The organism is Brevundimonas sp. UBA7534, assembly GCF_002479325.1.
In the GTDB taxonomy this organism is placed as follows: domain Bacteria; phylum Pseudomonadota; class Alphaproteobacteria; order Caulobacterales; family Caulobacteraceae; genus Brevundimonas.
Map to the genome: position 1 here is coordinate 1 of NZ_DLMO01000157.1, position 9,995 is coordinate 9,995.

Genomic DNA, 9,995 nt, shown 5'->3' on the forward strand with positions numbered 1-9,995 from the left:
TCGAGCCCAAGGCGCGGGTTTACTAATATGGTCCAGCTCACTCTCCCCAAGGGCTCCAAGCCGACGACCGGCAAGGTCTTCAAGGCCGCGCCCGGCTCCAAGGACGTCAAGACCTACAAGGTCTATCGCTACGACCCCGAGGTCGACGCCGATCCGCGCTGGGACACCTACGAGGTGCCCGCCGGCGATCACGGCCCGATGCTGCTGGACGCCCTGATCCACATCAAGAACACCATCGACCCGACCCTGTCGTTCCGGCGGTCGTGCCGCGAGGGCATCTGCGGCTCCTGCTCGATGAACATCGACGGGCGCAACACCCTGGCCTGCACCAAGGGCTGGGACGAGTGCCAGTCGTCCAACATCACCATCGCCCCCCTGCCCCACCAACCGGTGGTCAAGGACCTGGTGACGGACCTGTCGCTGTTCTACGCCCAGTACGATTCCATCCAGCCCTATCTCCAGTCCGACGAGCCGGACCCGGAGAAGGAGCGTCTCCAGTCGCCCGCCGACCGCGAGAAGCTGGACGGCCTGTACGAATGCATCCTGTGCGCCTGCTGCTCGACCTCCTGCCCCAGCTACTGGTGGAACCAGGAAGAGTATCTGGGCCCGGCCGCCCTGCTGCAGTCCTATCGCTGGATTTCCGACAGCCGCGACGACGCCACGCAGAAGCGCCTGGACGACCTGGAAGACCCGTTCAAGCTCTATCGCTGCCACACGATCATGAACTGCGCGCAGGTCTGCCCCAAGGGGCTGAACCCGGCCAAGGCCATCGCCGAGACCAAGAAGCTGATGATCGCCCCCGGCCGCAAGAAGCAGGCGGCGTAAGGATTCGGCCGGCGGAGGCTTGCCTCCGCCGCGCCCTGGTCTAAGAGCGGCCCATGCCCAAGATCACCTACATCGAGCATGACGGGACCGAGCACGTCGTCGACGTGAAGCCGGGCCTTTCGGTCATGGAAGGCGCGATCCGCAACAATGTGCCGGGCATCGACGCCGACTGCGGCGGCGCCTGCGCCTGCGCCACCTGCCACGTCTATGTCGACGAGGCCTGGCGCGAAGCCACGGGGTCGCCCAGCGCCATGGAGGAATCCATGCTGGACTTCGCCGAGGAGGTGGAGCCGAACTCGCGCCTGTCCTGCCAGATCCGCGTCTCCGACGCCCTGGACGGCCTGATCGTGCGCCTGCCCGAAAACCAGCATTGACGTGACGCGCGGCGCCATCCCGCGGCTGGCGCGTTGAGGGCCTCGTGAGCTTGTTCGGTTCGAAATTCGGTCGGGCGCCCGACCCGGCCGACCGCCGCCAGGAGCCCCGCCGGGCCGCCAATGCGCGTGGCGTGGTCGTCGCCTCGACGGTGGAGACCGCCTGCCTGATCGTCGACCAGTCCGCGGCCGGCTTTCGACTGCGGCTGGACCGCAGCGCCGCCCTGCCGCGCGAGGTCGTGGTGATCGAGGTGGCCGAAGGCCTGGCCTATCCGGGCGTCGTCGTCTGGCAGAAGGGCCAGAAGGCCGGAATCAAACAGGCCGGCCCGACCTCGCTGAGAGGTCTGGTGCCGGCCCGGATGACCGCCGCGCGCGAAGCCTGGCTCCGCGCGGGCGGCCGTTAGGGTTTACCCGATCAGGCGGCCTTCTTGTCGGCCTTGACCTTGCCCTCGATCAAGGGCGTTCCCGCGCCGATCTCGATACGGCGGGGCTTCAGCGCCTCGGGCAGTTCCCGCTTCAGCGCGATCGACAGCAGGCCGTTGACCAGGTTCGCCTCGGTCACGACCACATAGTCGGCCAGCTGGAACCGGCGCTCGAAGTCGCGCTCGGCCAGGCCGCGGTGCAGATAGGTCTTCTGCGTCGCGTCGTCGTTGGCGGTCTTGCGGCCGGTGACGGTGAGCAGGTTCTCCTTCACCTCGATGTTCAGCTCGTCGGGCGTGAAGCCGGCGACGGCGATCTCGATGCGATAGGCGTTCTCGCCCGTGGTCTCGATGTTGTAGGGCGGATAGCCCGTGTCCTGGCTGGTGCGCGCGGCGCTTTCCAGCAGATTGGCCAGACGGTCGAAGCCGACGGCCGAACGGTACAGCGGGGTGAAATCATAGGTACGCATCAGCATCCTCCTGAGGATCAGCAAGGTTGAGCCGCCCGGCGGTTTGGCCCGGACGGATGGGGATCAGTCCTGCCGGCCCGAAATCGGCCCCGGCGGGTCTGGAGAACCCGGGATCGGCGTTCTCGAACGCTCAGATGGGATGCGCCCTTGGCCCGTCAAGACGTCCGCGCGTCAATTCGTCCGGGCGGGCCAGACGGACTTGGTCGCCGCTCCCGGACTGCTATGGAGGAAGGAAATCTCGGGAGGATTCCATGCGTCACGCCCTTCTCGCCGCCGCGTTCGCGGTCTGCGCCGCCCCCGTCGCGGCTCTCGCGCAGCCGACCCCGGCGCTGCCGCGTTCGGCCCTGTCGACGACGATCCCCGAACCGCAGGAGGACGCAGCCCTTCAGGCGGCCGTCGCCTCGACCACACGGCCCGAGGCCGACCGCGCGCGCGACCCGTGGCGTCACCCCTATGAGGCCCTGACCTTCTGGGGCCTGGCGCCGGGCATGACGGTGGTCGAGATCGAGCCCGGCGGCGCCAGCTGGTGGCGCCATATCCTGGAGCCCTACGCCGCCGCCACGGGCGGGCGCTATGTGCCGGTCAACCGGCCGCTGGAGAGCATGGGGGTCGAGCCGGGGACCGCCGACTTCATCCTGGTGGCGCGCGCCTTCCACAACTGGTCACGCGGCGGCCGCACCGAGCCCTATCTGGCCGCCTTCTTCCAGGCGCTGAAGCCCGGCGGCGTCCTGGCGGTGGAACAGCATCGCAGCGTCGACGGCCTGAACGTCGTCGACGTGGCCCCGACCGGCTACGTCCCGGAAAGCTACGTCATCAAGGCCGCCCAGGACGCCGGCTTCGTGCTGGAGGCCCGCAGCGAGCTGAACGCCAATCCCGCCGACGACCGCGACCACCCCTTCGGCGTCTGGACCCTGCCGCCGGTTCGTCGGTCCTCGGACGATCAGGGCCGGACCCTGACGCCCGACGAACGCGCCGCCTTCGACGCCATAGGCGAGAGCGACCGCATGACCCTGAGATTCCGCAAGCCGGAATAGTCCGCAAGGGCGGGCCCCGGGGCTTTGACCCCGGCGTCGAACCTGAGTAAGCCCGTGATCGCCCCGTCACCGCCGAACGCGGTCGGGCGCCGGGGGACGACGCTCCGCAGGGATGTTTGATGGCCGATTTTGCAGCGAACCAGGACCGCGTGTCGCGCCGGACGTTGCTGGCGGGCGCGACCGGACTGACGCTGGCGGGCCTGGGTTCCGCGCTGTCGGGCTGCGGCCGCAAGGAGGAAACGACGGCCGCGGCGCCCGCCGGGCCGCAGGGTCCGCCAGAGGGATCGCTGGAATGGGCCGTCGCCGGCGCCTGGCGCCCCCCGCAGGACAAGGCCCGTGACGCCTTCCGCCACCCGATGGAGACGCTGCGCTTCTTCGGCCTGCAGCCGCGCATGACGGTGATCGAGTTCTGGCCGGGCAGCGGCTGGTACACCGAAATCCTGGCCCCTTATCTGGCCAAGGGCGCGGGCGCCTATGTCGCGGCCCTGTTCCCCGAAGGCCCGACGGCCGATCCGGCCCAGGCGGCGCTGAACGCCGCCTTCAGGGCCCGGTTCTCGTCTGATCGCCGCCTTTACGGCGAACCGCAGTTCTCGACCTTCGGCGCGACCAGCGGGCCCGTGGCCGCCGCGGGAACGGCGGACATGGCGCTGTTCATGCGCACCCTGCACGGCTGGATGGCGGCCGGCATCGCGGAGAAGGCCTTCGCCGACGCCTACGCCGCGTTGAAGCCCGGCGGCGTGCTGGGCGTCGAACAGCACCGGCTCGGCCCTGAAGAGGATCAGGACCCGGTCGCGGCGAACGGATACGTCCAGGAAGCGTTCGTCCGGCAGCTGGCCGCCGAGGCCGGCTTCGTCTTCGTCGCCGCCTCAGAGGTCAACGCCAACGACAAGGACACCAAGGACCATCCTTTCGGCGTCGACACCCTGCCGCCCATGCGGCTGACCGCCCCGCGCGGAGAGCCCGCCGACCCCGCCTTCGACCGCGCGCCGTATGAAGAGATCGGCGAGAGCGACCGCATGACTTTGAAATTCAGGAAGCCCGTGTGAACCGCGCCCAAGCCTTCGCCGCCCATGCCCCGCTGATGGGCGTGCCCGGCGCCGCCCCGCCGCCCGGCGGAGAAGGCGACTGGTTCCGGGGCGCGGGCGGCATGCGCCTGCGCGCGGCGCTGTGGACGCCGTCGCCGATGGTGGCCAAGACCCCGCGCGGCACCGTGGTGCTCAGCGCCGGCCGCACCGAGCCGATCGAGAAATACTATGAATTCATCGGCAATCTGCTGGCGCGCGGCTGGTGCGTCCTGGCCCACGACTGGCGCGGCCAGGGGCTGTCGGCCCGCCTGCTGCCCGACCGGCTGAAGGGACACGCCCGCGCGGTCGAGGAGTTCCTGGACGACTATGGCCGCCTGCTGGAAACCTATCAGGCGCGGATGCCCAAGCCCTGGATCATGGTCGGCCATTCGATGGGCGCCTGCCTGAACCTGCTGACGCTTGAGGCCGGCGAGGACCGTTTCGCCGCCGCCCTGCTGTCCAGCCCCATGCTGCGGGTCAAGACGGGCAAGCGCTCGATGTGGTCGGTCAAGCTGGCGCTGCGCTGGAACATCCGTCACGGCAAGGCCGGCGACTATGTGCTGGACGACGTCGACGACCCGTTCGACCACGACTTCGAGGGCAACAGCCTGACCTCGGACGCGGCCCGCTACGACCTGTGGCGCCAGCAGTTGTTCGCCTGCCCGCACCTGGCCGTCGGCGCCCCCACCTACGGCTGGCTGGCCTTCGCCATCGACGCCGGCGAACGGGCGCTGAAGCCCAAGGCCCTGAAGGCGGTGAAGATCCCCGTCACCGTGGTCCAGGCCGACCGCGACGAGTTGGTCTGGAAACAGACCAGCCGCTGGGCCGCCAAGCGGCTGGAGCGCGGCCGCTACGTCGAAATCCCTGGCGCGCGCCACGAGATCATCATGGAGGCGGACGAGATGCGCGGGATATTCCTGCAGGAATTCGACGCCCTGGCCGACACGGCGGCCCCGATGCTGGAGACGACGGGCGCCTGATACGGCGTCCTGCGCGCCTATTTCGGCGACGACACCGCTGGAAGATCAATCGCTTAGCGCCCGCCCCCGGCCTTCGACCGAACAGGGTCCGAACACCGTCTATAATGCGCGGCTCGATCCTTCCCTGCGGAGAGGCCGCGCAATTTCAGACTATTCACACCATTCAGACGGTGTTTTTCGCCGCTACAGCGCCGCGCGCCGCAGCGTCACCAGGGCCTGGTCGATCAGGCGGGCGTCGCCCACGGCCAGGACCTGGCCGCCATCGTCGGGCGCCCGGCCTCGCCAGTTGACCACCGCGCCGCCGGCGGCGCGGATCACCGGGACCAGGGCCGACCAGTCCCAGGGCTTCAGCCCGGCCTCGGCCACCAGGTCGATACGCCCGGCGGCTAGCATGGCGTAGGCGTAGGCGTCGCAGCCCAGGCGCGCCAGGCGGGCGGCGGCCCGGACCTGGGTCCAGGCGCCCAGTTCCGAGCCGGTAAAGATGTCGGGGTCCGTCGTGGCGATCACGGCGTCGTTCAGCCGCTCGCAGGCCCGCACGGCCAGCGGCGTCTCGCTCTCGCCGCGCAGCAGCCGCGCGCCGGAGGGTCCGCCGACGAAGATTTCGTCCAGATAGGGTTGGGCGATGACCCCGACCGTCGGCGTTCCCGTCGTCCGCAGGGCGATCAGGGTGGTCCACAGGGGCAGGCCGGCGATGAAGGCGCGGGTGCCGTCGACGGGGTCCAGGACCCAGACGTGTTCGGCGTCGGGGCGGTCCGCGCCGTATTCCTCGCCGATGACCCCGTGGTCGGGATAGCGTTCGGCGATGCGTCGGCGGATCACCGCCTCGGCCTGGCGGTCCGCCTCGGTCACGGGATCGAAGCCGCCTGGCCCGCCCTTGTCGTCGTGGCCGATGTCGGAACGGAACAGCGGCAGGGTCACGCGCGCCGCGTCACGGGCCAGGTCGACGGCGAAGGCTTCGAATTCGGTCATGCGGCCTCATAGAGCATGACCGATCCGGGCGGAACCGCTCAGCGGGCGGGCGCGCCCTCGACGTGCAGGGACTTGGCCAGATCCAGCAGCCGGCGACGCGGGGTTTCGTCCAGCTGGTAGAAGGCCTGGATCAGGTCCAGCGTCTCGCGGCGGGAGAAGACCTCGGCGCGGCCTGGCGCGGGCGCCTCCAGCGCCTCCGCCAGGCCTTCGTAGAAGTAGGCCACCGGCGTCTCCAGCGCCTCGGCCAGCTGCCACAGGCGGGCGGCCGAGATGCGGTTGGCCCCGCATTCGTACTTCTGGATCTGCTGGAAGCGAATGCCGACCTGCAGCGCCAGCTGCTGCTGGGTCAGGCCCAGAAGCCGCCGGCGCCGGCGCAGGCGGCGGCCCAGGTGAAGGTCGATGTCGGCGGCCATGGCCGGCTCCTCGTCTGCCTGTCGTCCCGCATCGGGACGGCTCGCCTCCAGGGCGGCAAGGCGCGTGCCGGGATCGCGCTCCAGGGGAATGCCCGGCCTCAGGCAACCCGTCGGCGCGACGTGCATTTAGCTGACAGCTTGGCTTTTGGAAGGAAGGATACTGAGCATGGGTATTATCGCCTGGATCATCATCGGCATCATCGCCGGCTGGCTCGCCGAACAAATCATGGGCCGCAACCACGGCCTGCTGACCAATCTGATCGTCGGCATCGTCGGCGCCCTGATCGGCGGCTTCATCGCCAACGCGCTGGGCTTCGCCTGGGGCGGCTGGATCGGTTCGACCATCGTCGCCACCATCGGCGCCGTGATCCTGCTGTTCCTGCTGGGACTGATCAAGCGTCGCGCCTGATCGGTTCGGCGGATGTGAAAAAGGGGCGGCTCGTCGAGCCGCCCCTTTCTGCATGGCCGAAGCCTCAGGCCTGAGGTTCGGTCGAGTCCGTCGGCGGGGCCATCGGATCGGCGGTCGTCGCCGGATCGGCCGGGTCCGTCATGGTCGAGGACGGGTCAGGCGTCGTCGGATCAGCCAGCGGATCGCTGGACGGCGCCGGGGCCGCGGCGGGCGCGGGGGCGGCGCCGGCGATCGGCGCGGCGGCGTCGTATTCGGCCTTGGTGTAGGCCACGACCACATCGGCGCCTTCCTGGCGGATGCCGCCCAGCGGCACGGCGCGAAGCTGGCCGTCGACGCCGCGCACGGTCAGCTCCTGACCGCCCTCGGCGTTGGCCTGGACGCCTTCAAGTTGGCCCAGTGCGCCGTCGGGACCGCGAACCGTCGCGCCGGGCGTGAGCTGCAGGCTTTGCTGCGCGGGAGCGGCGGTTTCCTGGGCGGGCGCGGCGGCCTCTTGCGCCAGGGCCGGCGCGGCGGTCAGGACGGCGCCGACGGCGCCAGCGAGAAGAGCGGTCTTGAAGTTCATGGGATTGCCCCGGTGACGCGGGCCCGACGCCCGCACAGAGGTAATCCGCCATGTTTCATATTGTTTCGGCCGCCCCGAAATGACCCCGCGGCCGCCCCAGTTGGCCGATTCTTGGTCTATGCTGGGGCGCTGCAAACGAATCATCGGAGATCGGCTTGCCGCGCCGTCCTGACCACGCCCTTAGGCTGCTGCGCCGCCTGCTCGGCCTGGGCTACGAGCTGACGCCCCAGCTGTTCGCCGTGGTGGCCTTCGCCGCCGGCGCGCTGATGCTGGCCTCGGCCGTGACGCCCGAGCTGGACGGCCGGCTTCGTCAGCTCACGGGTGTCGTCTCTCCCCTGCTGATCGACCTGTCCCATCTGGTCGCCTCCATCGCGGGCTTTCTGCTGATGCTGCTGTCGGCGGGCCTGTGGCGTCGGCGGCGGGGGGCCTACTGGGCGGCGCTGGCCGTGCTGGCGGTGGGCGCCGTGTTCTCGGTGCTGAAGGGGTTGGACTGGGAGGAATCGGTCGACCTGATCCTGGTCGCGGCCCTCTTGGCCCCCTGCCGGTCCGCCTTCATCCGGCGCTCGCGCCTCAGCGAGCCGTTGAGGCCGAGCTGGCTGCTGCTGCTGATCGCCGTGGTGGGCGCCATGCTGTGGCTGGGCTTCTTCGCATATCGCGACGTGGCCTATTCCGACGAGCTGTGGTGGCGCTTCATCGGCGACCGCCAGGCGTCCGGCTTCCTGCGCGCCGGCCTGGCGCTGGCGGTGCTGACCCTGGTCGTGGCGGGGCGTTCGCTGCTGAGTTCGCCCGGCGCGCACGATCACGGCCCCGCCGGTCCCGAGGAGATCGCCCGCGCCCGCGCCGCGCTGGAGACCGCCGGAGAGGCGACGCCGGAGGCCTGGCTGGCCATGCTGGGCGACAAGGCCCTGCTGTTCAGCCCGTCGGGCCGCAGCTTCCTGACCTACCGCGTGCGCGGGCGGCGATGGATCGTGATGGGCGAACCCGCCGGCGCGCCCCAGGAACGCCAGGACCTGCTGTGGGCCTTCGCCGAGATGGCCGACAGCTATGGCGGGGCGCCGGTCTTCTATTCGGTCGGCGAGCCCATGCTGGGCGAGCTGGCGACCATGGGGCTGGCCGTCCGCAAGGTGGGCGAGACGGCGGTGGTGGACGCCGCCGCCTTCTCCATCGAGGGCAAGAGCAAGCAGAACCTGCGCACGGCCCTGAACCGCGCCGAACGCGAGGGCGGGAGCTTCGAAGTCCTGCCGCCCGGATCGGCCCGCCCGCTGGAGGCCGAACTGCGCGCGGTGTCCGACGCCTGGCTGTCGCTGCACAACGGCGAGGAAAAGGCCTTTTCCATGGGCCGGTTCGACATCGGCTATCTGGACCTGACGCCGCTGGCGGTGATCCGCGAGGGCGGCCGCGTCGTCGCCTTCGCCAATCTTCTGGTCACGCCGGGCGAGGCGGCCGTCGATCTGATGCGGCACAGCCCCGAGGCGCCCCACGGGGTGATGGACTATCTGTTCACGCGCTGCATCCAGTGGGCCAAGAGCGAAGGCATCGCCCGCTTCGACCTGGGGATGGCGCCGCTGGCGGGGCTGGAAGATCGCCGCCTGGCCCCCGTCTTCGCCCGCGTCGGCGCCCTGGTGTTCGAGGAGGGCGGCGCCCTCTACGGCTTCCAGGGCCTGCGCAGCTACAAGGCCAAGTTCGCGCCGCGCTGGACGCCCCGCTTCATCGCGGCGCCGGCCTCCACCCCCCTGCCGCTCGCCCTGCTGGACGTGGCCCTGCTGACCAGCGGCGGCTGGCTGGGGCTGCTGGGTCTGAAGAAGTAGCCTCGGCGCACAAAAAAGGCGGCTCCTGCGAGCCGCCTTCTTCATTTCAGCGTGGCGCCGCCGATCAGTCGGCGCGGACGCGCTTCTTGCGGAAGGAGGGGTTCAGGACCTCCTTGCGCAGGCGGATCGACTTGGGCGTGACCTCGACCAGTTCGTCTTCCTCGATATAGGCGATGGCCTGCTCCAGGCTCATCTTGCGCGCCGGGGTCAGGCGCACGGCCTCGTCCTTGCCCGAGGCGCGGACGTTGGTCAGCTGCTTGCCNNCCAGCGGCGGCTGGCTGGGGATGCTGGGGCTGAGGAAGGGTTGAGGAGGTTCAACTGCGCGCCACCTTGGACAGGACATCGTTGATGCGCGTCTGCCAGCCTGGACCTGTCGCCTTGAAATAGGCCACCACATCAGCGTCCAGGCGAAGCGACACGGGCGTCTTGGTCGGGGCCTTCTGTGCGCCCCGCACACGCCGCGCGGTGCGAGGAAAGGCGTCGATAACCGCTGCGGGCAGGGTGGACGCCGCCTGGCCCCGAACGAAATCGGCCTCGGTCCATTCCGGGTTTTCGGGATCGGTCAGGTCAATCTTGCGGGGCATGACGCTTGAACTCCTTCTGATGAGCGCGTCGCAGGCTGATCGCCCGGACGTCGCCGTCCCGATCGGTGAAGACCAGACAATGCGGCT

13 protein-coding genes and 1 pseudogene are annotated in these 9,995 nt (G+C 69.9%); 8 read left to right on the forward strand and 6 right to left on the reverse strand.

The window, feature by feature from the left end; all coding sequences use genetic code 11:
• The first annotated feature begins 27 nt into the window (after positions 1 to 27).
• The 3 genes from B2U11_RS12930 to B2U11_RS12940 are packed head-to-tail and all read left to right on the forward strand — an operon-like array spanning position 28 to position 1,600.
• Complete coding sequence (locus B2U11_RS12930) at positions 28 to 825, forward strand: succinate dehydrogenase iron-sulfur subunit (protein WP_201216011.1); 798 nt, start codon at positions 28 to 30, stop codon at positions 823 to 825.
• A gap of 53 nt (positions 826 to 878) precedes the next feature.
• Positions 879 to 1,199 (forward strand): 2Fe-2S iron-sulfur cluster-binding protein, encoded by a 321-nt coding sequence (locus B2U11_RS12935; RefSeq protein ID WP_292072261.1) that lies wholly within the window; start codon positions 879 to 881, stop codon positions 1,197 to 1,199.
• Between the two features lie 44 nt (positions 1,200 to 1,243).
• On the forward strand, positions 1,244 to 1,600 hold the full coding sequence (locus B2U11_RS12940; protein WP_292072263.1) for a PilZ domain-containing protein: 357 nt from the start codon (positions 1,244 to 1,246) through the stop codon (positions 1,598 to 1,600).
• Positions 1,601 to 1,611: 11 nt separating this feature from the next.
• On the opposite strand, the gene B2U11_RS12945 is transcribed toward B2U11_RS12940, so the two are convergent.
• On the reverse strand, positions 1,612 to 2,085 hold the full coding sequence (locus B2U11_RS12945; RefSeq protein ID WP_201216018.1) for an Hsp20 family protein: 474 nt from the start codon (positions 2,083 to 2,085) through the stop codon (positions 1,612 to 1,614).
• A 251-nt stretch (positions 2,086 to 2,336) separates the two neighbouring features.
• Here B2U11_RS12945 and B2U11_RS12950 point away from each other — a divergent pair, with 251 nt between their 5' ends.
• From B2U11_RS12950 to B2U11_RS12960, 3 genes are all read left to right on the forward strand, one after another.
• Positions 2,337 to 3,119, forward strand: a complete 783-nt coding sequence (locus B2U11_RS12950; protein ID WP_292072268.1) for a class I SAM-dependent methyltransferase — start codon at positions 2,337 to 2,339, stop codon at positions 3,117 to 3,119.
• A gap of 119 nt (positions 3,120 to 3,238) precedes the next feature.
• Complete coding sequence (locus B2U11_RS12955; protein WP_292072270.1) at positions 3,239 to 4,165, forward strand: class I SAM-dependent methyltransferase; 927 nt, start codon at positions 3,239 to 3,241, stop codon at positions 4,163 to 4,165.
• On the forward strand, positions 4,162 to 5,163 hold the full coding sequence (locus B2U11_RS12960) for an alpha/beta fold hydrolase (protein WP_292072272.1): 1,002 nt from the start codon (positions 4,162 to 4,164) through the stop codon (positions 5,161 to 5,163). The genes B2U11_RS12955 and B2U11_RS12960 overlap by 4 nt, the downstream gene beginning before the upstream one ends.
• A gap of 183 nt (positions 5,164 to 5,346) precedes the next feature.
• On the opposite strand, the gene hisN is transcribed toward B2U11_RS12960, so the two are convergent.
• Positions 5,347 to 6,132 (reverse strand): histidinol-phosphatase, encoded by a 786-nt coding sequence (hisN, locus tag B2U11_RS12965; protein ID WP_292072275.1) that lies wholly within the window; start codon positions 6,130 to 6,132, stop codon positions 5,347 to 5,349.
• 38 nt (positions 6,133 to 6,170) lie between these two features.
• Positions 6,171 to 6,545 carry a helix-turn-helix domain-containing protein gene (locus tag B2U11_RS12970; RefSeq protein WP_292072286.1) on the reverse strand — a complete coding sequence of 125 codons (375 nt, stop codon included), beginning with the start codon at positions 6,543 to 6,545 and terminating at the stop codon, positions 6,171 to 6,173.
• A gap of 166 nt (positions 6,546 to 6,711) precedes the next feature.
• On the opposite strand from B2U11_RS12970, the gene B2U11_RS12975 reads away from it, so the two are divergent.
• Positions 6,712 to 6,954 (forward strand): GlsB/YeaQ/YmgE family stress response membrane protein, encoded by a 243-nt coding sequence (locus tag B2U11_RS12975; protein WP_292072278.1) that lies wholly within the window; start codon positions 6,712 to 6,714, stop codon positions 6,952 to 6,954.
• Positions 6,955 to 7,018: 64 nt separating this feature from the next.
• On the opposite strand, the gene B2U11_RS12980 is transcribed toward B2U11_RS12975, so the two are convergent.
• Positions 7,019 to 7,516 carry a hypothetical protein gene (locus B2U11_RS12980; protein WP_292072280.1) on the reverse strand — a complete coding sequence of 166 codons (498 nt, stop codon included), beginning with the start codon at positions 7,514 to 7,516 and terminating at the stop codon, positions 7,019 to 7,021.
• A 155-nt stretch (positions 7,517 to 7,671) separates the two neighbouring features.
• Here B2U11_RS12980 and B2U11_RS12985 point away from each other — a divergent pair, with 155 nt between their 5' ends.
• Positions 7,672 to 9,324 (forward strand): GNAT family N-acetyltransferase, encoded by a 1,653-nt coding sequence (locus B2U11_RS12985; RefSeq protein WP_292072282.1) that lies wholly within the window; start codon positions 7,672 to 7,674, stop codon positions 9,322 to 9,324.
• A 64-nt stretch (positions 9,325 to 9,388) separates the two neighbouring features.
• Here B2U11_RS12985 and B2U11_RS12990 read toward each other — a convergent pair.
• Both B2U11_RS12990 and B2U11_RS12995 read right to left on the reverse strand, forming a co-directional pair.
• Positions 9,389 to 9,595 (reverse strand): annotated as a pseudogene (locus B2U11_RS12990) (translational GTPase TypA); the annotation flags it as partial.
• A 43-nt stretch (positions 9,596 to 9,638) separates the two neighbouring features.
• Positions 9,639 to 9,908 carry a BrnA antitoxin family protein gene (locus tag B2U11_RS12995; protein WP_292072284.1) on the reverse strand — a complete coding sequence of 90 codons (270 nt, stop codon included), beginning with the start codon at positions 9,906 to 9,908 and terminating at the stop codon, positions 9,639 to 9,641.
• Between the last annotated feature and the right edge of the window lie 87 nt (positions 9,909 to 9,995).

Excerpts from the sequence above, each read along its gene's own strand:
- B2U11_RS12970 (WP_292072286.1), bottom strand. The coding sequence starts at position 6,545 with ATGGCCGCCGACATCGACCTTCACCTGGGCCGCCGCCTGCGCCGGCGC.
- hisN (WP_292072275.1), bottom strand. The coding sequence starts at position 6,132 with ATGACCGAATTCGAAGCCTTCGCCGTCGACCTGGCCCGTGACGCGGCG.
- B2U11_RS12955 (WP_292072270.1), top strand. The coding sequence starts at position 3,239 with ATGGCCGATTTTGCAGCGAACCAGGACCGCGTGTCGCGCCGGACGTTG.
- B2U11_RS12930 (WP_201216011.1), top strand. The coding sequence starts at position 28 with ATGGTCCAGCTCACTCTCCCCAAGGGCTCCAAGCCGACGACCGGCAAG.
- B2U11_RS12935 (WP_292072261.1), top strand. The coding sequence starts at position 879 with ATGCCCAAGATCACCTACATCGAGCATGACGGGACCGAGCACGTCGTC.
- B2U11_RS12945 (WP_201216018.1), bottom strand. The coding sequence starts at position 2,085 with ATGCGTACCTATGATTTCACCCCGCTGTACCGTTCGGCCGTCGGCTTC.
- B2U11_RS12975 (WP_292072278.1), top strand. The coding sequence starts at position 6,712 with ATGGGTATTATCGCCTGGATCATCATCGGCATCATCGCCGGCTGGCTC.
- B2U11_RS12995 (WP_292072284.1), bottom strand. The coding sequence starts at position 9,908 with ATGCCCCGCAAGATTGACCTGACCGATCCCGAAAACCCGGAATGGACC.
- B2U11_RS12950 (WP_292072268.1), top strand. The coding sequence starts at position 2,337 with ATGCGTCACGCCCTTCTCGCCGCCGCGTTCGCGGTCTGCGCCGCCCCC.
- B2U11_RS12980 (WP_292072280.1), bottom strand. The coding sequence starts at position 7,516 with ATGAACTTCAAGACCGCTCTTCTCGCTGGCGCCGTCGGCGCCGTCCTG.